Origin of the sequence: Microbulbifer discodermiae, assembly GCF_040742695.1 — a bacterium.
Taxonomy (GTDB): Bacteria; Pseudomonadota; Gammaproteobacteria; order Pseudomonadales; family Cellvibrionaceae; genus Microbulbifer.
In genome coordinates, this window is record NZ_JBFLAB010000016.1 from 47637 (window position 1) to 68355 (window position 20719).

At 54.6% G+C, this 20719-nt stretch carries 13 protein-coding genes; 7 read left to right on the forward strand and 6 right to left on the reverse strand.

All coding sequences use genetic code 11. The annotated features are described in order from the left end of the window. Positions 1-284 precede the first annotated feature (284 nt). Positions 285-4148 (forward strand): phosphoribosylformylglycinamidine synthase, encoded by a 3864-nt coding sequence (purL, locus tag AB1S50_RS08005; protein ID WP_367150037.1) that lies wholly within the window; start codon positions 285-287, stop codon positions 4146-4148. Positions 4149-4426: 278 nt separating this feature from the next. Next, positions 4427-6649, forward strand: coding sequence for a TonB-dependent receptor (locus AB1S50_RS08010; RefSeq protein ID WP_367150038.1), 2223 nt, complete (start codon positions 4427-4429; stop codon positions 6647-6649). A 115-nt stretch (positions 6650-6764) separates the two neighbouring features. Here AB1S50_RS08010 and AB1S50_RS08015 read toward each other — a convergent pair whose 3' ends face one another. After that, positions 6765-7805 (reverse strand): helix-turn-helix transcriptional regulator, encoded by a 1041-nt coding sequence (locus tag AB1S50_RS08015; RefSeq protein WP_367150039.1) that lies wholly within the window; start codon positions 7803-7805, stop codon positions 6765-6767. A gap of 365 nt (positions 7806-8170) precedes the next feature. On the opposite strand from AB1S50_RS08015, the gene AB1S50_RS08020 reads away from it, so the two are divergent. The 3 genes from AB1S50_RS08020 (at position 8171) to AB1S50_RS08030 (ending at position 12195) form a co-directional block, all read left to right on the forward strand. Continuing rightward, positions 8171-9649 (forward strand): hypothetical protein, encoded by a 1479-nt coding sequence (locus AB1S50_RS08020; RefSeq protein ID WP_367150040.1) that lies wholly within the window; start codon positions 8171-8173, stop codon positions 9647-9649. 86 nt (positions 9650-9735) lie between these two features. Continuing rightward, positions 9736-11301 carry an AMP-binding protein gene (locus AB1S50_RS08025; protein WP_367150041.1) on the forward strand — a complete coding sequence of 522 codons (1566 nt, stop codon included), beginning with the start codon at positions 9736-9738 and terminating at the stop codon, positions 11299-11301. A gap of 570 nt (positions 11302-11871) precedes the next feature. Beyond that, positions 11872-12195, forward strand: coding sequence for a TfoX/Sxy family protein (locus tag AB1S50_RS08030; RefSeq protein ID WP_367150042.1), 324 nt, complete (start codon positions 11872-11874; stop codon positions 12193-12195). A 117-nt stretch (positions 12196-12312) separates the two neighbouring features. Here the strand turns inward: AB1S50_RS08030 and AB1S50_RS08035 are convergent, their stop codons facing one another. Continuing rightward, a complete protein-coding gene (locus AB1S50_RS08035) occupies positions 12313-12897 on the reverse strand; it encodes a TetR/AcrR family transcriptional regulator (protein ID WP_367150043.1) in 585 nt (194 codons plus the stop codon). A gap of 117 nt (positions 12898-13014) precedes the next feature. On the opposite strand from AB1S50_RS08035, the gene AB1S50_RS08040 reads away from it, so the two are divergent. Next, positions 13015-13737 carry a glutathione S-transferase family protein gene (locus AB1S50_RS08040; RefSeq protein WP_367150044.1) on the forward strand — a complete coding sequence of 241 codons (723 nt, stop codon included), beginning with the start codon at positions 13015-13017 and terminating at the stop codon, positions 13735-13737. After that, entirely contained in the window at positions 13727-14530 is an 804-nt protein-coding gene (locus tag AB1S50_RS08045) for an SDR family NAD(P)-dependent oxidoreductase (protein WP_367150045.1), read from the forward strand. The genes AB1S50_RS08040 and AB1S50_RS08045 overlap by 11 nt, the downstream gene beginning before the upstream one ends. Positions 14531-14674: 144 nt before the next feature. Here the strand turns inward: AB1S50_RS08045 and AB1S50_RS08050 are convergent, their stop codons facing one another. From AB1S50_RS08050 to AB1S50_RS08065, 4 genes are all read right to left on the reverse strand, one after another. Beyond that, on the reverse strand, positions 14675-15991 hold the full coding sequence (locus AB1S50_RS08050; RefSeq protein ID WP_367150047.1) for a hypothetical protein: 1317 nt from the start codon (positions 15989-15991) through the stop codon (positions 14675-14677). A 19-nt stretch (positions 15992-16010) separates the two neighbouring features. Further along, positions 16011-17657, reverse strand: a complete 1647-nt coding sequence (locus tag AB1S50_RS08055; RefSeq protein WP_367150048.1) for an amino acid adenylation domain-containing protein — start codon at positions 17655-17657, stop codon at positions 16011-16013. Positions 17658-19170: 1513 nt separating this feature from the next. Further along, entirely contained in the window at positions 19171-19461 is a 291-nt protein-coding gene (locus tag AB1S50_RS08060; protein ID WP_367150049.1) for a hypothetical protein, read from the reverse strand. A gap of 220 nt (positions 19462-19681) precedes the next feature. Continuing rightward, entirely contained in the window at positions 19682-20668 is a 987-nt protein-coding gene (locus tag AB1S50_RS08065) for a hypothetical protein (RefSeq protein WP_367150050.1), read from the reverse strand. Positions 20669-20719: the final 51 nt, after the last annotated feature.

Sequence of the window (20719 nt, forward strand, 5' to 3'; positions counted from 1 at the left end):
GCCCGGTTTCGTTATCGTCACAGACCCGTATACATGGATTAAGTTTAGTCGTTGCAGGGCGGGTATGAGCCGATTGTCGCATTTTGCGCCACTGTGGCCGGGGCTTAAGCGGGCCGGGCGCGCCGCCCGTCACTGCCGGACAGCCAGTGTGTGCCGCCCCTGATATACAGTGTTGAAGGCCGCAGGGTTCGGGTACAATTGCGCCCTCTCCGATTCCCCGTGGAAGCTGCACCGCGCTCCGTGATGCGGATTCCCAATCTTCAGACAAGAGGCAAACTCCCGCGATGCTGATTCTGCGTGGTGCTCCCGCACTGTCGAAATTTCGTCACCAAAAGCTCCTCAACCAGTTGCGTTCCCTGCAACCCGCGATCCAGGACGCCTATGCCGAATTTGTCCACTTTGCGGACTCGCCGGAGCTCAGCGGCCAGCAGCAGTCGCTGCTGGGGCGCCTGTTGCAATATGGCCCAAGCGAGGAAAAGCACAGGCCCGAGGGCCGGCTGCTTTTGGTGGTACCGCGGCCCGGTACCATCTCTCCCTGGTCCTCCAAGGCGACGGATATCGCACACAATGCCGGCCTGACCCAGATTCGCCGCCTGGAGCGGGGCATCGCCTACTACCTTAGCGGCGTCGACTTAACAGAAGCTGAATGGGGCGCCCTGGCCGAGCTGTTGTACGACCGTATGGTAGAGACAGTACTGGGGGATTTAGCAGCTGCAGAACAGTTGTTCACCACCGGGGAGCCCCGGGCGCTGACCACTGTGGATATTCTCGATGGCGGCCGTAGCGCGCTGGAAGGGGCCAATGTCAGCCTGGGCCTGGCGCTGGCAGAGGATGAAATCGACTATCTCCTGACCAGCTTCGAAACGCTGGAACGCAACCCCACCGACGTAGAGCTGATGATGTTCGCACAGGCGAATTCCGAGCATTGCCGTCACAAGATATTCAATGCCAGTTGGGCCATCGACGGGGAGGAGATGCCCCACTCCCTGTTCGGCATGATTCGCAATACCTACCAGCTGGGTGGCGAGGATGTCCTGTCCGCCTATGCCGACAACGCCGCGGTGATGGTGGGGCATAGGGCGGGTCGCTTCTACCCGGATCCGGAGACCAGGGAATACGGCTTCAGTCACGAGTCCATTCATATATTGATGAAAGTGGAGACCCACAACCACCCCACCGCCATAGCGCCGTTTCCGGGTGCCGGCACCGGCGCCGGTGGTGAAATCCGAGACGAGGGTGCGGTGGGCCGAGGCTCCAAACCCAAGGTGGGCCTGACCGGATTTACGGTTTCCAACCTGCGTATCCCCGGCTATCTGCAGCCCTGGGAGCTGGACTATGGCAAGCCTGAGCGCATAGTGTCGGCGCTGGATATTATGGTTGAGGGGCCCATCGGTGGTGCCGCCTTCAACAACGAGTTTGGCCGCCCAAACATCTGTGGTTATTTCCGCACCTTTGAGGAGAACTTTGGCGGTGAGCGCCGCGGCTACCACAAGCCCATCATGATCGCCGGGGGCTATGGCAATATCCGCGAGGAGCACATCGATAAGCCGCCCTTCAAACCCGGCGCCAGGCTGGTGGTCCTTGGGGGGCCGGCGATGCTGATCGGCCTCGGCGGCGGCGCCGCCTCCAGTATGTCCAGCGGCTCCAGCTCCGAGGATCTGGATTACGCCTCGGTGCAGCGCCAAAACCCGGAAATCGAGCGCCGCTGTCAGGAGGTCATCGACCAATGCTGGCAGCTGGGTGACAGCAACCCCATCGCTTTTATTCACGACGTGGGTGCCGGTGGCCTTTCCAATGCGTTTCCGGAACTGGTGAAGGACGGCGGCACCGGCGGCAGGTTCGAATTGCGAGACATACCCTGCGATGAGCCGGATATGAGTCCGCTGGAAATCTGGTGCAACGAATCCCAGGAGCGCTACGTGCTGGCGATAATGCCGGACGATCTGCAGCGCTTCGAGAGTATCTGCGAACGCGAGCGCTGCCCCTATGCAGTGGTCGGCGAAGCGACCGAGGACAGGCATCTGTTACTGGGTGACCAGTTGTTCGATAGCAGGCCGGTAGACCTGCCCATGTCGGTGCTGTTTGGCAAACCGCCGCGCATGCACCGCGAGGCGGAGAAGTGCCAAGTGGCCACTGATGAATTCAGCACCGCCGGTATCGATTTGAATGAAGCGGTGGAGCTTGTATTGCGGCTGCCCACAGTGGCCAGCAAGAATTTCCTCATCACCATTGGCGACCGCACTGTGACGGGGCAGGTATCCCGGGACCAGATGGTGGGCCCCTGGCAGGTGCCGGTGGCGGACTGCGCCGTGACTACCGTGGCCTATGACAGTTATGCCGGCGAAGCCATGGCCATGGGTGAGCGCACCCCAGTGGCGCTTTTGAATGGCCCGGCCTCCGGCCGCCTGGCTGTGGGGGAGGCCATTACCAATATCGCCGCGACCCGGATACGGCAGTTGTCGGATATCAAACTGTCAGCCAACTGGATGTGCGCCGCCGGCCATCCGGGCGAGGAGGAGAAGCTCTACCGCACTGTGGAGGCCGTCGGCATGGAGCTCTGCCCCGAGCTGGGTATCACCATTCCGGTGGGCAAGGACTCCATGTCCATGCGGACTGACTGGAACGATGCCGGAGTGGATAAATCGGTGACGGCGCCCTTATCACTGGTTATTTCCGCATTTGCACCAGTGGTGGACGTGCGCAGAACGGTAACCCCGCAGCTGCGCCCGGGCAGGGACAGCGAGCTGATTTTTGTCGACCTGGGCGCAGGCCGCAACCGCATGGGCGGTTCCTGCCTGGCGCAGGTGTACAACCAGTTGGGCCGCACCCCAGCGGATCTCGAGGACCCCAAACGCCTCAAGGGTTTTTTCGAGGTGATGCAGCAGGCGCTGGAAGAGGAACTGGTTATCGCTTACCACGATCGCTCCGACGGCGGTCTCTTCGTCACCCTGGCAGAGATGTGTTTTGCCGGCCGCGTGGGGGTCGACGTGGATATCTATGAGCTGGGCGACGATGTGGTCGCGACACTGTTCAGCGAGGAGCTGGGGGCGGTATTGCAGGTCCCCGCCAACGAGGCGGAAATGCTGGTGCAGCGGTTTGCCGCAGTCGGGGTGGCCGCGCACCAGATCGGCGATCTGCGGCGCGATGAAATACTGCGTATCTCCTGCTGTGGCCGGGAGGTATTTTGCCGCTCCCGCGCCGAGTTGCAGCGTATCTGGGCGGAAACCAGCTGCCGTATCCAGGCCCTGCGCGACAATGCCGATTGCGCGGCACAGGAGTTTGCCGCCATCGGCGAGGAGGACCCGGGTCTCTCCGTCAATCTCAGTTTCGATCTCAACCGGGATATCAGTGCACCCTATATCGCCCGGGGCCAGCGGCCCGCAGTCGCCATACTGCGCGAGCAGGGGGTGAACAGCCAGGTGGAAATGGCCCATGCATTCCACCGCGCCGGTTTTAGTGCGGTCGACGTCCATATGAGCGATATTCTGGCCGGGCATGTCACCCTGGACGAATTTCGGGGGCTGGTGGCTTGTGGTGGCTTCTCCTACGGCGATGTACTGGGTGCCGGTGAGGGCTGGGCCAAGACGATTCTGTTCAACGATCGCGCCCGCGACCAGTTTGCGGGCTTCTTTCAGCGCCCGGACACCTTTGGTCTGGGAGTCTGTAACGGCTGCCAGATGTTCTCGGTGATCAAGGAGCTGATCCCGGGGGCCAGCCACTGGCCGCGGTTTGTGCGCAACCTTTCCGAGCAGTACGAAGCGCGCTTCTCCCTGGTGGGCATAGAGGAGTCGCCGTCGGTGCTGTTTCGGGGCATGGCCGGATCCTCAATGCCGGCGGCGGTTGCCCACGGCGAGGGGCGGGTGGAATTCGCCACCCGGCAGGCGCTGGAGGCCTGCGAGCAGTCCGGCACCATCGCCATGCGCTACCTGAACAATCACCGGCAGATCAGCGAGACCTACCCCGCCAATCCAAACGGTTCGGCGAATGGCATAACAGCCCTGTGTTCCGAGGACGGTCGCGTCACCATCATGATGCCGCACCCGGAGCGTGTTGCCCGCGCCGTATGCAACAGCTGGCACCCGGATGACTGGGAAGAGGATTCCGGCTGGATGCGCCTGTTCCGCAATGCGCGGGTGTTTGTTGACTGAATAAGTCTCGATAGTCGATGTCCGCAAATGCCCGCACAGTGTGCGGGCATTTTTATTTGCGGGCCCGATGCAGCAAGAGATCTAATCGGAAGTTTGTTCAAAATAGTGACGATTTGATCGAAATATGATCTTATTGGTGTATTGCTGAGCCAGAGGGGGCTGGCCACCAAAGCTAATAGATTGGCCATCCAAGACACAGAGAATCCCTTCGGCCCGGTAAAGGGCGCTGTTAATCTCAACTCGCCAGGTGAAATGACGTATCAAATCGGGGCGAGCCTATGCCAATCAGAATAAAGCACACCGCTATCAGCATTGCCGTCGGCAGTGCCGCAATGACCTGCAGCACACTTGTCGGAGCACAGGAGCAGTATCTAGAGGAAGTGGTTGTCACCGCGCAAAAGCGGGAACAGTCCGCATCCGATATTCCTATCGCCATCAGCGTACTGGACGGGGATGAGCTGGCCGACAAGGGCATTCAGGATTTTGGCGATCTCAGCGTATCCACTTCGTCGCTGGATGTGGCCCGGGGCAACAGTACCAACAACCCGGTGATCACCATTCGCGGCGTCGGGTCGACGGACCCCTGGATCAACAATAACCCGTCGGTGTCGGCGTTTAGCGATGGCGTTTATCTGCCGTTCGCCTCCTACCTGAGCATGCCGCTGTACGATCTGGAGCGGGTGGAGATTCTCAAGGGCCCCCAGGCCGGCCTCTATGGGCGCAACAGTATCGCCGGGGCCATCAATTTTATTTCCGCCCGGCCCGGAGACGAGTTTGGCGGTTATCTGGATACCAGTTACGGCGCCTATGGCGAACAGCAGCTCCAGGCTGCGGTGGACACTCCTGTAAGCGAAACCCTGCTGTTGCGGCTGGCCACTACGGTGCAGAGGGGCGGTGGCTATATCGACCGCGAGGGCACTGCCGATACCACCGGAGGTTTTACCCGCGCGCCCGGTGTGATTCCGGGTGTGGATGTCACCAGCGACGAATCCGGTTATGGCGACAAGGACATTTTCGCCGCGCGGGCGACGGCTCTGTGGCTGCCGACGGACAATATCAGTGTGAATTCAAAAATTCACTACGCTTCGGACGAGTCTGAAATTATCAACTCCACCAATCTGAGCGGCGATATACTGGGGCTGTTCCAACCCGCCGGTGACGATCCCTTTACCGACTATGATGATTTCGCCGGCAGGATGGACGCCTCGCAGAAGGGTGCCTCGGTGGAGGTAAACTGGGACCTGGATAGCTTCACTTTCACTTCCCTGACCGGTGTCGAGAAGCTCTCGCGGCAGTATGGTGTGGGCGACTTCACACCGCTGCGGCTGGCCGAACCCACCTATGACGAGAGGGTTTCCAGCGTCAGCCAGGAATTTCGTATCGCCGCGGACACCGATAGCGTTCACTGGCTGGCGGGTGTCAATGCCACGGCGGACAAGATCGACTATGGTCGGGTACTCTCCAGTGCCGACTTTTTGATGGGTGATCTGGTTTCCGCCTATGAGCAGGAGGACAAGAGCTGGTCCCTGTTCGGTCAGGTGGACTGGTTGTTCGCCGACGACTGGGAACTCAGCAGCGGTCTTCGCTACACCGACGAGCAAAAGGATTACGAAGGGGGCTCTTATGAAGGCGACCCCTTCGGCACCTCCATTGTCAGCATTGCCTTTCCCGGTGTTGCCGGCGGCCTCTGGGGTACCAGTGCCTACGACAACCAGGACGTTTCCGGCCAGCTGAAACTTTCCTGGACCGGCATAGACGACACACTGGTGTATGCTTCCGTCAGCCGCGGATTTAAAAGTGGTGGCTTCGACGGTTCCGGCCTGGTCAATGAAGCGGGTTACATCCCCTATGGTGCGGAACAGCTGATCGCCTATGAAACAGGAATCAAAACCCTTTTGCTGGCGGATTCCCTGGAACTGTCGGCGTCGGCATTCTTTTACGATTATTCCGACAAACAGGTGTTGGCGATCCTGGACCTGGGCAATGGTATCACCGAAGCGGTAACCCAGAACGCCGCCGCTTCCGATGTGACGGGCCTGGACCTTGAGCTCAAGTACCACGCCACCGAAAACCTGTCTTTCGGTTTGGCTGCAACACTGCTCGATTCCGAAATTACCGACTGGGACAGTGACGACCCGGCCGAGGTCGCGGCGCGCACCGGCAATGAACTGCCCGGCACCCCGGAAAACAGTATCACCGGCGACGTCAACTGGAGCACGGAAGTGTTCGCCTACGGTATCGATTCCAGACTATGGGTGGTACACAGTGATGCGGTATTCCGCGATATCGAGAATACCCCCGACCTGATGTCAGATGGTTACACGCTGCTGAATGCAAGGGTCGATGTCGGCCGTGCCGAGGGGGACTGGTCGGTGTATATGTTCGGCAAAAACCTCACTGATGAAACCTATGTAACCAGTGTGCGCACATTATTGGGAATGGAAGGCGCCTACTATGGCGAACCGCGTACCTGGGGTGCCGGTTTCCGCTGGAATTTCTAGGGCCTGTTTACATTAACTGAGTTAGTTATTAACCCGGCAACTAAAGAAGTTGCCGGGTTATTCGCGTAAACCGGCCTGGGTTCAGGTCACAACTGTACTGTGGAAAGGGTTGGTGTCAGAGCCCGGCCCGCTTGGCGATATCCACCCGGCTCACTGGGTCCAGCTCGGAAAACTGTTTGGGCGTAATGCCGTAGTAGGATTTGAACGCCCGGTGATAGCTGACCACATCCCCGTAGCCGAGCGAATAGGCGATATCCTTAATGCTGCGATTGCCGGTGGATAAATATTGACAGGCGAGGTCCATGCGAACCTCCAACAAAAGCTTGTTGTAGCTGCTGCCGGACAGCGCCAGGTGACGGCGCAAACTGCGCTCACTCATATTGAGGCGCCGGCCGATATCTGCGGGACACATAAACCCCTCGCCTGAATTCATCAGCAGGGTGCGCACAGTATGTACCAGGGACTGGGAAGCCCCCAAATTTTGCAGCGCCCGCATGCATTCGGATTTGCAGAAATCATTGACCACCTTACACGAATACTTGAGCGAATCGCGGCCAATCTCGCCGTTAAACACCACCCGGGTGTGTTCTCTACCGTAGGCGATGGGGCAGTTGAACTGGCGGTGGAATTCTTCGCTGTGCTGGGGTTCGGGATAGGGCACCTCTATGGCGCTGAATAGGGATTCCCCGTCCTTCACAAGATCCGACAGCGCGGTTAAAGTGGTCAACCAGTTTTCGATCAGAAATCTCTGCAGAGCACCGTGGGTGACGTTCAGATCGGCGGTTATCTTCAGTTCCCGCCCATCGTAAAAATGGTGCACATTGAACACTGAGCCAAACGCCTGTCGGTAGTCCACATAGGTTTTTACCGCCGCGGCCAGATCTTCGCTGCTGATAATGGCATGGCCCAGTACCCCCAGGTCACCCATATTGAAATTTTGACCGGAACGCATTCCCAGGTCGGGAATATTCAGCAGGTTCACAATCTCTTCTACCACAGACAAATACAGTCCCGTGTCGATACGCTCTCCTTTGATTTGTAAAAGGCGGGAATCAACACTGTCTTTGTCCGCACTGAGGCCTTGGTCAGAAGCGATGGCCAGCAGGCGGTTGAGGGAGGTTTTAGCCATTCCGTTGGTCGCGGACAGTTTATGCATAGCTAAACCGGAGAGACATTTGGCAAGGGGTATAAATACGTAAACCCCATAGTAAAGGCGCCGACGGCACAAAGCAATCCGCAGCGGATTAAGGCCGCAAACGCAAGTGTTGTGGCCACCTGTATCATTGTTGAAATCCGCATGGCGGCAACAATAAGGCTCCGACATTTACTGCTGAATGAGTTCAGTTGCGCGAGCTTGCTATGACCCAAATTCTGTTGCGAAACCGCCCCGCCTGTTTGTATTTGCTGCTTCTGGTTTGGGCCCTGGTAGCCCCGTCTTCAGTTCAGGCCAAACAAGGGGACGGGCGAGAATCGTGCCTGCAGAAAATTTGTCCCTCATACGTGGTCTCGAAGGAGACAGTGTTGCGCTGGCACCAGTTAAAGGACAGTTATGGTCCAACTTTTGCCGGCACCCAGGCATGGCAACAATATATGGATTTGATCGAAACTGAGGCCCGGCGGCTGGGGGTGGTGGATTTAAAACACAACACTTTTCGCTACCGCCGCTGGCACACCTCTGAGTGGCCGGATAGCTCCCGCTGGTCTTTGTCGATCGGAGGGCACCCTATTGAGGTGGCCAACTATGGGGCCAATTCCGGTACCACTGGTGCCGCAGGGGTCACTGCGGACGTGGTCGCCCTCACCGGCGATGAACTTTCGGCCATGCAGGACAAAAGCGCCCTGCGCGGCAAGATACTGGTCCTCAGTATCAGACCGACCCATCTGCTGGAGCGAATATCCGACTGGTTGTATGCCCCTCCGGAATACCCGTTCGAGGTGGGGCAGATAGTGAAGTCGGAGACCAGTGTTTTCCACAGCACTGTATCGCAGCTGTTCGCCGCCAATTTCGATGGCAGCCTGCCGTTTCCGAAACCCCACTACCTGCGGTTGATCAAGGAAACAGGTGCCGCGGCAGTGGTGGTGATTTTCGACATGGCCAATGCCCGGGTAAACGGCTTGTACAGCTTTCCCGTGCCCGCAATCTACAACATACCCACTTTGTATCTGGGACGGGAATCCGGGCGGGAACTGTTGCAATACCTACCGCGGCACAAACAGGCAACACTCACTCTGCGCGCCCAGGTAGAAGAGACACAGGCCTACCAACTGGCAGGTTTTCTGCCGGGCAGGAATTACGGTACCGACAAGGATGAGATTGTCCTGATGATTTCCCACACCGACGGGCCGTCCATTTCGCAGGAAAACGGTCCGCTGGGGCTGCTGTCGATACTCCATTATTTCGCTCAATTCGATGCCCGCCAGCGGGACAAAACCCTGATGTTGTTTTTGGATAGCCGCCACTATATTCCCAACCGGGAGGCTGCCCTGCCGGATTACAACATCGACAGAGTTCTGGGGCCGGGTGGCCCTCTCGCGCCGGCAGAGGGCAAGCTGGTGGCCAGTGTGCACCTGGAGCATCTGGGACAGCTGGAATACCGGGAGCTAAACGGAAAATATGCGCCGACCGGCCGCATGGAAATCGGGGGTTACTATGTGACCGGATACCAGGGCGTCATAGACCTGGCCGAACAGGCACTTAAGGACAACCATCCGCTAAATCAGGTGCTGCGCTCGGCAGATATTCCAGGGGTGCACGGTCTGTCCCAGGGGCCCTGGTTCGGTCTCGGGCATCACCCGCGCAAACTGGGTATAGAGGCCATTGCCTCCAACATGACGTTCATGGGAGCCTACTGGTCGAGTGCGGCACGGCTCGATTACTTGGACGTGGACCAGTTCATCCGGCAGACCAATGTAATGACACAAATTGCGGCCGGGTTTATGGGTGCTGATATTTCGCGCCTGACCCGAACCAAATTAACGGAAACCGCGACCGAAAAATAATCTGCGTCAATCAATCCAACCGCTGCTGCGACAGACAGCGGCAGACCTGTTTGATCTTCAGGTCTTTAAGCCCGGGAATTGAGTCTATGCACACCGAATACCGAAAAATGCACAATCTGGCCGAACTGGTGGACTCTGCCTGTGGCATACACGCCGATAAGATTGCCTTTCGGTGCCTGGACCAAAGCATCACCTATGCGGAACTGCGTCGGCAAAGCCGCTGCCTGGCCCAGTGGCTGCAGCACCGGGGTGGGCTGGAGGCGGGGGACAGGGTGGCGATTCAGCTGCCCAATCTGATCCATTACCCCATCGCAGCCTTCGCGGCCATAGAGGCGGGTCTGGTGGTGGTCAACACCAATCCACTGTATACACCCCGGGAAATGCGCCATCAATTCGTGGACTCAGGGGCTAAAGCCATTGTGACCCTGGGACAGCTGCTACCCGGCCTAGAGGAGATTATTGACCAGACTGCTATTAGTACCGTGATTCTCGTCGATGCCACGGATCCGGGGGATCGACAGAAAACCCGAAAAGCGCAGTATGTCAGCCTGCATAAAGTTATTTCCGCGGGCGCTGATCTTCCCCCTCTCGCTGTCAGCCCGGCCCGGCCTCAGGATATAGCGCTACTGCAATATACCGGCGGCACTACCGGGGTTGCCAAAGGCGCCAGTCTGTCCCACAGCAACATTCTCCACAATACAGACCAGTTCCTGCACGCCATCAGCGACTTCGCGCGGTGTCGCGACAATATCTTTGTGTGCCCCCTGCCGCTGTACCATATTTACGCCTTTACCGTGAACATGATCGGTTTGTTTGCCAGCGGCTGCACCAACTTGCTGATTCCGAATCCCCGCGACCTGGACAGCCTCGTCGACCAGCTTCGAGACGTGCCATTTACCGGTTTTTCCGGATTGAATACACTGTTTGCGGGCCTTTGCCGGCACCCGGGGTTTCGCGATCTGGATTTCAGCCACTTGCGGCTTACCACCTCCGGCGGTAGCGCTTTGACCTCGGCCGCGTTCGAATCCTGGCAAGAGGTCACCGGCTGTACCATCACCGAGGGCTACGGACTGTCAGAAACCTCCCCGGTGCTGACCATCAATGTCCCGGGTCGCGAACGGCTCGGCACCGTGGGCCGGCCGCTGGTGGACAGCGAAATTCAGATCTGGGACAAGTCCGACCGGCCGGTGACCGCCGGTGAGGAAGGACAGATAGTGGTGCGGGGGCCACAGGTAATGAGCGGTTACTGGGGGCGCGCAGAGGAAACCGCCGAGGCGATCAGCGCGGACGGCTTTTTCAGAACTGGCGATGTGGGCGTATTGCTCGGCGACGGTTCACTAAAAATCGTAGATCGCCTGAAGGATATGATTATAGTGTCCGGATTCAATGTCTACCCCCATGAAATCGAAGATGTGCTCAGTCGTCATGAAAAAATTATCGAAGCCGCCGTAGTCGGCGTCGCCGATAGTAAAACCGGCGAGGCTGTGTGCGCGCATATCGTGTGTGGGGGGGAGCTGGGCGAGCAGGAGGTGATTGACCACTGCCGCGAGCAACTCACCGGGTACAAGGTGCCGAAGAAAATTGTGTTTCACCGCGAACTGCCAAAATCCAGTGTCGGCAAGATTTTACGGCGCGCATTGCGGGACAACTGACAGGCGCCGTGCCCCCCAACAGGGAAGGTAAGGTCTCCCCGGGTTTTAGCCTCTATTCCACCATCAAAGCTATTGCGCTGCTGCCGGGGTGAAAGTCCCTAATTTCCGTGTGCATCGCGGCTGGAGTGGAAGCGTCTCTCCCTGCCCCGCTATTGTCACAGTGGAAAGCCGGTGCGACCGGTTCGGCTACCGGTCAGGTCAGTGCGCATTGGGTCCGGGGATAGGGCCCGGCAAGATCCAAATTATTTGCTAAACTTGTGATTGACCCGGCGGGCTGGTCTGAGCAGACAAAGTTATGGTTGCTTCATGATCCTGCCGCTCCCGTCGATAAAAAGAGGGCAGAGCAGCCAACTGACAACGAAATCAGTTGTGAGGTTAATCTGGTACGGGGATGTGCCACCGCCGGGCTAAGGCCTGCGGGAGTTCTTAAACCGTGCTACGGATTCTCTTTCAATTATCGACAGCGCGGCGGAGTCTGTTGCACAGGAATCTGTTCAAATCCCGGTGTGGTGAGCTTGTGCCGGTCACATATCTGCCACTGGACACTTCGATAAATATGAGGAGGCGGCTATGAGCTATAACCAGGAGCTGGCGAAAAAAATACGCGAACTGCTCGCTGATAACGAGGGGCTCAGCGAAAAGCAGCTGTTTGGCGGTCTCGCGTTTATGCTCAACGGCAATATGGCGTGCGGGGTGGTGGGGGAGGAACTGCTGGTGCGGGTGGGCCCGGACAACTACCAGCAGGCGCTGGGTGAAAGGTTTACACGCCCAATGGATTTTACCGGCAGGCCACTCAAGGGCATGGTTTATGTCGAAGAGGACGCTATTGCCGCAGATTTGGGGGAGTGGGTCAGTCGCGGTGCGGAATTTGCCGGCAACTTACCACCCAAGTAGTTGTCTGCGCCGCTCGGGCGCCAGCCTCCACCCAGCTTATAGCCTTATCTTTCATTACTTCGTCGGATACTGATGTCCACCTTTGGAAGACTGTATTTCATTGCGCCAGCCGATAGCTCAGTCCTCGTCCAGCAGGGCCAGTGCCGAAGCGACAGCGCCCTGCAGCAGTCGCGGTTCCGGGCGAACCCGGGCGAAGACACGAATGCCCATTAGCACCGCCAGAAGATTTCGCGCCAGATCTCTAGCCGGCAGCCGCAGACTGATACTGCCATCCTTCTGGCCCGATTTCACGCACTGATAAAAAAACCGCTCTACCTGCTCCAAAATGGCGGCAATGTCCCGCTGGAGTTGCGGATCATCGGGTTTGTCGGCCATGGCCGCATTGACCAGCATACAGCCCTTCTGATCGGAGTCGTTCAGGGAGCGCGAGACCACCTCCTTGAAGAAGGTCTCTATTGCCTGCCGCGGCGGCTGGCTTTCACAGCGCGCGATTCTCGCCGAGATGGTTGTATCGACGTAATGATCGAGGGCCTGCCGGTACAAAGCGCTTTTGTCGCCAAAGGCGTTGTACAGGCTGGGACCGGTCAGTCCGGTCCTGTCCGTCAGATCCCGCATCGAGGTTCCCTCGTAGCCCTGCAGCCAGAAGGTGTCCAGAACCTGTTTTAGAACCGAGCTGTGGTCAAATGTTCGCGGTCGCGCCATCTCTGACACCACTTGTCATTGCTGTCTTAGTTGCATTTTATAACGACCGATATAATATGTCCAACGCCGGACGCTGAAGATTCCCCACAGCGTCACTGAATTTGGAAGTATGAGATTATGATCAGCTTTTACTATCATCCGACCCCCAACCCCGCCAAGGTGGCGCTGTTTCTGGAGGAGGCGGGACTGCCCTATAAAATGGTCCCGGTGGACACCGGCAAGGGAGAGCAGCACAGCGAGGAATTCCGCCACATCAACCCCAATGGCAAGGTCCCGGCTATCGTTGACAGCGACGGCCCAGGCGGAGCGGAGGCGCGCCTGTTCGACTCAACTGCCATTCTTCTTTACCTGGGCGAGAAAACCGGCAGGTTTATCGGCGCGCCGGAAGACCGGCCGGAGCTTCTGTCCTGGCTGATGTTTATTGGTACCGGCGTGGGTCCCTATTCCGGCCAGGCGGTGCACTTTCAGCTGGCGGCGCCGGAAAAAATACCCTATGCGGTGAACCGCTACCGCTGGGAGGCGCGACGTCATTACAATCTGCTGGACACCCGGCTGGCCCAGCGGGAATACCTCCTCGGTGATACCTATACCATTGTGGATATGGCCGCCTGGGGCTGGGTTGATCGCCTTACCAATGTTTTTAACACAGAGCCGGGGGAAGCCCTGGGCTCTTTCCCCAACCTACAGCGCTGGTTTGAACAGGTGGATGCCCGTCCCACTGTCGCCCGTGCCAGGGCCCTGGTTAACGATCATCCATTTAAAACTGTCAGCGATGAAGAGACCAAACGCGCCTTGTTTCCGTCCAATTATGCTACCCAGGAGGTTTCCAATGAAGCTTGAGAATAAGCGCATTCTGATTACCGGGGGTTCCAGTGGCATCGGCTATGCTACTGCCCAGAATTTGTTGCAGAGAGGGGCGCGGGTGGCCATTAGCGGCCGCCGACAGGAGGCTCTGACTAAGGCGGTGGAGGGACTGCGCAGCTTCGGTGATGTGACGGCTATCTGTGCCGATGTAGCTACCGGCGAAGGGCGGGAGGAAACACTCAGCCAGGCGCTGGCGGCGCTCGGCGGCCTCGATATACTGGTGAACAATGCCGGCGGTCTCCGGGCCGGTCCCCTGTCGCAGTTGGAAGAGACTGACATAATGAAAATGGTGGAGGTCAATCTTTTGGCTCCTATTCTGTTGACCCGCGCCGCATTGCCCGCCCTTGAGAAAAGCGGGGATTCCATGGTGGTTAATGTCTCCTCCGCGTTGGCCCTGGTGGGTATCCCTTTCTATTCCATTTACGCCGCCGTGAAGGCCGGTGTGGCACATTTTGGTGAGAGTCTGCGTCGGGAGCTCAAAGGGGAGGGGATTCATGTGATGACAGTTTTCCCCGGTGGTACTGATACGCCGATGATGAAGACCAGTAATGCGGGCCCGGAACTGGGGTTTACCCTGGAGCCGGTAGAGGCGGTAGCGGAGGCTATTGTCGCCGGTATGGAGGAGGACGCACTCACGGTTATCCGCGGCGGTGAGCAACGCCAGGAAATGATCGCACTCAACCGCACTGATCCGGCCAAGCTGGATGAGCGTTTTGCCGGGCTGAAGGACACCCTGGCAGATGCGGTCAAAGATCACACCGCATTGTGAGCCGATTTTGCCCTTGTGAATCAGGGAATGCTGTTACGGTAAGCGCGAAGCTGAAAACCCCAGATGCAGTGTAGAAACAGTTCACTGTTGGCTGTTGTTATCTAACTGTGGAAACCCCCCGCCCTAAAGGACGGGGGGAGACATTTAAGAGTCCCAGATTGCGCCGTAGGCGGGAATTCCCTGCAATTCCATTTCGTAAACCACCTTCTGGGTCAAGGCCTGATTAGCAATACAGATCACCGCTTCCGCTCCAGTTTCCTGGACGGCGTCCCATGCCAACTGGACCAGGTCGGGCTTCCCGTGACGGCTGGTATCCCATATCAAGGCGTCAGGTATAGCGCCCAGTACTTCTTCAACGAAGTCGTCGCCATAGGTTTTTCTCGGGCTGCGGGTAGACCAGACCAGGCTGGCGGGCACTTTTTTCGCCAACAGGTGGGGTAAACAGGGGCCGATTCCGCTGCCGGTGGCTACATATACCACTTTCTTGAATAGCACCTCGATATTGGCCACACCCGCCGTTGGAATTCCTTTTGTCCAGACCTGTTGGGGCTTGTCATCTATAAACCTGCCCGTCCAGTCCCCCGCTCGCGAGATGGTCAAGCGAAATCCCTCTTCGCTTGGTGCAGGTACATTGGCAAAGGAGTGCCACTCCAGAAAAGGCCGCCGGCTAATCGCTGTGGAGGATCCTGCAAAAGGCGTCACGCCATGGTCAAAGCGGGTCAGGGCAACATGTGAAGACGGCGAAACGATATTGATCTTCACCTTTTTCAACCGCAGCCAGGGCAGGGCTACACTAAAAGTCAGGATGGTCAGCCCCCAGAATGACAGGCTCTGGACCAGATCAGAGGCACTGTCCGCAAGCAGACAGGTTTGGGCCCAAAACAGAATGAGTACCGACCAGCCGCCGAACCGATGCACCAGCTCAAATTGGTTGTGATAACGTCTCCGGACTGATGGCAAAGCCATGACAACCATAAGTATTAGCAATGCCATGAGTGAAAACACTACCCAGACAAGGCCGGCGGATGTATCTGGTAAAGGTCCGTTTTTCTGATCAATGAGCCCCGCCAGAAAAACCGCGTACCAGAGAGTTCCAGCCACGGCGCTGCCACTGTGAAGCCCACCAAAATGATATACCTTGGCAAGATTCCATCGAATCCAGAGTGGCCAGCTGACTGGAGCCCGGGTAGCAATCCAGAAAAATAAATTGATGGTATATTGTTGGCGCACCAGTACAGCTACCATAAAATTTGCTAAAACAAGATCTAATAATATGGCGAGGTTGCCATCCTGTTTTGACCACCAGCCTGCCTGAGTTGATCCATGCCATAGTATCCAGGCATTGACAGAAATAACCAGAAAAAATAATCGGTTATAGTGTTCAAGATAACGATGTCGTAAGATTCTTCGGGTCAGGCTTGGTTTGTCGTCCAACGTTAGTTTTTCTATTACTGCATCCATAATTCTGCGACTCCTGTTTTTAGGCTACAGATACCAGATCTGGCGTTTTCTTTTGAATATGCTCGAGTAACGCCTTTTTATCTATTTTTCCTCTGGCTGTTATTGGAAACTCCGCAAGCGCAACGATAGCGGAGGGGAGGCAGTAATAGGGAAGCCTTGCACCAATGGCATCCATACAGAGCTGGACATCGACGTTAATGGGCGTGACAAATGTCACTAGTCTTTCTTGATCAATTTTCAGCGTTACTGCCTGCCGGCAACCTTTGGCAGATTCAGTAACAGAGGAAATTGAATCCAACTCTACCCGGAAACCCTTTATCTTTACCTGGTCATCTGTGCGCCCCCAATACTCCAGCTCACCATCCTCATTCCAACGCCCCAGATCCCGGGTTCTGAACATGGTGCTACCGTTGGGGTTGAAGGGATCCGGCTGGTACCGCTCGCAGGTCAGGGCTTCATTATTGATATAGCCGGCTGTAACGCCTTGCCCTCCCAGCCATATTTCTCCCAGTTCACCTATGGGACAGGGCTTACGATGCTCATCGAGTAGATACACAGTATTATTAGGAGTCGGCTTGCCGATCGTAAGAGACGGGGAATTTGGAGAATACGGCTGTGCCGTGGTAATGATTGTCGCTTCGGTTGGTCCATAGCTATTAATGAACCGACAGTTTTTTACCCATTTCTCGGCCAGAGGTCTTGGGCAGGGCTCTCCTGCCACCACCACAGTTTTGGCTGAGTGGCAGAGGGTGGAATCGATCTTTGCCAATATACTTGGAGTCGCGATAATTACATCGCACTGCCGGGCAGCCTGTGTGAAGTTGGCCTCTCTGATCACCAATGTTCCGCCATGCGCCAGGCAGCCCAGTATTTCCCATGCCGCCATATCGAAGGCTATGTTCAATAGTTGTGAGACCTTGTAGCCTGGTTGAATCCCCAGGTTACCCGGACTGGACAACAGTATATTGCAAACATTGCCATGGGTTACCTGAACCCCATTTGGAGTTCCTGTGGTGCCGGAAGTGAACAAAATAAAACAGTTGTAACTGGAGTCGGTCTTTTTTCCATAGGTTTTAAAAGCGATCTCACTTTGCTGATCGCTGGAAATCCAATCGATATTGTCGATAGGTAAAATTATCCGATTGGTATCGGCTGGTATTTTATCTTTCAGGTGTGAAAGGGTTAAAGTCACCCTGATTTCAGCGGTCTCCATAACCTTCGATATGGTTGTTGTTGGGGTTATTCTTATGTCCTGAGGTACATAAGCAGCTCCTGTCTTCAATATGGCAAGCATCCCGACTAACATCGGGATTGAGCGCTCCAGAAAAAGACCTACATTGTCGCCTGGTCCTATGCCCATATTGACAAGTTTTGTTGCAAGATAACCGGCCTGTGTATTCAATTCTCCATAAGTTATTCGTTGACTACCATGCTTGGCAGCAATATTCTTTTGTCGACATTGAGCCTGCCTCTCGATAGCCCGATGAATGAGTCCGTAGGGAACTTGCATCGATGGACCTTTGCCATAGGCTTCGAATTTCTTCTGGTCGGAGTGAGAAAGTATAGTCAGGGCTTTTCGTTTGAATGAATTTACTTCTAGAATCGATTTTTTTGATTGATAGGTGTTGGGTGAGATAGGATGGATATTCTGGGTTTCCATTTCCATTTTTGTCTCCAAGACGCTCTTAAAAATATTTTTGGTTTTAACCTACTAGATCCTATTCATTCTAATTCTTGTGGAAATTGTTGTTTTCTTATAAATTTATCCTCCTTTTTTGTTGTAGTATAATTAGTTGTCCTTTTTTGGTCTCATGGTTGAATTAGGTTTAACTGTCATGGGGCTGAGTCTACCGCCAAACAAATTCATGGTTTAAGACTTCATCTTCTAAATAACCAATTACTTTTCAACGGAACTTTAATAAATTCAGATTTTTTTCCTGGCTGATTATAGGGGCTTGAGTTATATTTTTTTCATTCGCTCAATCGTAGAATTTACAGGCAGGTGATAGGTCAAGTTCATTAAGTTACGGTTCCAGGCTTAAATCGCTGTTAAACAATTGGGGGTCTGCCGCCATCAATTATGAGCTCTTAACTCACAGTCATCAGGAATAGCAGATTGTTATGGGGTGAGGTTTGATGAATCAGGGATATTGTTAATGATGTGAGAAACATCCGTAGTTTTTTTAAATCCATGTCCTTGGTCTTATTGTTATTTGGTCTTATTTTATTGCACATATCCACCAGATATATTTCGGATATTAACATTATGAATTTTGATTGTGTTGCAGAAATTTCTGGAAACTTCTCAAATTTAGGTGGGAATATCCGCCATTTATGTGAAAGAAGCTCAAAGGCTTCACAGTCCTGGGGCGCCAGTGACTTCCTTCTCATTTTCTACTATAACTGGTTCCAAATATTATTTTTGATGGTGGGGGAAATGGAGGAAAAATTACATTGATAAGCCCCATTTTGGACTGTGATAGACTCATCAGTTGCTGGGTTTGAAGTATTGATAGCTATCGATAGTGCTGAATTAACGGCTGGTCTACCTCAGAGCACTGATAGTTGTCGACAACACGGATTGGAAGAAATAATGGCCCTACTAATTGTCGGTTTATTTGGTATCCGGAGGTTTTGCTGGAAGCTTTGGGCCAAATAAATGAATTAAGTGCCAGGAATATTGTCGAGTTAAAATCCGTTTGAACGATGGGGTAGGCAAATTTTTTGAAAGCTGAGCTCAGGTATCTGAGAATCAGCGGTATTCTTCTTCTGTACTTGATTACAGGCCTTCATTGCGTTCATTAGATAGGTTTTTTCAATATTCATAGGACCAGGTTCCGGTCAAGGTGCGGATTACTGTTTTAAAATCAGTATACCTTCTGAAGGTATTTCCTCACTTGCAATCTGAATTTAATCTTCATGGAGAATATGGTGCTAAAATCAGATTTTTGAAGTACATGTATATTTTTCTTCTTTCTTTAAAGAGGTGTATGTCTAGGGGCTGCGCCCTGAGCCGCTCATCGCAGGGCTTGCTTTTTCGCAGGCGTACGCCTGTTTTACCATTGCTGGTAGCCATGCTTCACTTCAATCCAGTGGGTTGTGGTTAGCTGGCGGATTGGACTGCAACCCTTACAGTCAGTACCTTTAAGATGCTTGTTGCTGGATTACTGTACAAGCATCTACATCACGAGCTTTTGTTTAGCGCGAGGTAAAAGGCCGATTACATCCATTTGTCGCTGTAAGCGGGGCGTGGGGTCACTCTTCCCCTCAGCGACTTTAACTGGCTTGCCGATAACCTCTTTAACAGAAGCCACCAGTAGGGTTGCCAGTGTGGATTGCAAGGCCACAGGAATGCGCGATTTGCTCCCTTTGTAGTACGCCATCGCTTGCTGGGCAATACCCAGCGCATTGGCAAACTGTGTCTGAGTCATGTTCTGGGCTTTACGGAATTGCGCTTTCCCCTTTCCCATAGCAATTGGCGTAAGAGAGCTTCTGGAAAGACTTCACCCACCACTAGCAGGCTGTTGAAATTCGAAGAATTTCGACGCCTGGTTCCGGAATATGGATGTTCCGGCACAATCGGCGACGCCTAAGTCGTTGATTTTGGGAGAAAAGTGAAAATCACATTTTTCGCTTTTCGTGTGTTGCAAAAGGCAGGATGCCTTTTTCAACAACCTGCTAGAATCCCATCTATTGAAATTTTCTCTTAATTTGTCGCACTGCGCGGTCATAGCGGTTCTTGTTGTGCATACCTCTGAGCCCCTCGTCATGAAACGTATGCTCAAAGGTTTTCCCCACAGCATCAAGGTGGTCCAGCGCATCGACGGCATTGCCCTTCTCGCCCAGCAAATAGGCCTTGGATATCTCCATTCGTAATTGAAACATATCTTCCAAATGCTGATTGGCATAACAGTCATGATACTTCAGGCATTCATCTAATGAGGCCTGAGTAAATGGATCATATGCAACGATATGATCAGGAATCTTTTTAGTACATTTATATATCGAAGTGGTGAAAACCTGTCCATACCATTCAAAATACTCTGCAAGATAACCCATCGTTATTTTGATCCAAGGTAGCCGGTCAAAGAAAAAGTCCTGATTTATAAAAAATGACGAATCGGGGAGAAGATTTGGCATAAATTGTTGAGTGATATGCCTGTTTAGTGCCGGTGTTTTGCACATATCGACAAAACAGATTTCAATTGCCCGCTTTGGCCAGGTAAAGGTGTTGAAGTCGCCGATATTTAGGTTAATTAGCTCAGTGTACGGTGCAATATTGTCCTTGAGGGTAGGTACGAATGAGTCTCCGAATTTATACGTTACAGGGCCGAAATGTCTGACAACATCGGCGCCGTTTGCAGGCGCTGGAAGATAGCCAAGTTCATAGCTATGAATCGGTTTTTCGCCTTCGAGCCAGTTCGAGCCCGGATTTTTCAGATAGGGATTCTCCGTAAGGCCCTGCGCAAGTGCAACGACGGAAGAGCCCATAAAGCTCCCCGCATCTATGACAAAACCCTGCGCTTTGTACTTGCTCTTCGCAAGAGAGTACAAAAATTTTCGTTCCGAAATGGACAGCATACCGGGTGTATCCAGTAGATGTGCTGGCGTTGGTATTTCGAAATCACTGATCTGCGGATGACAAATACACCCGGCGGCGGTTCTATCCCAACTCATAGTATTCAATCCGATGATCTCCTTCTAGAGTGGTCACGTTTGGCTGGATGC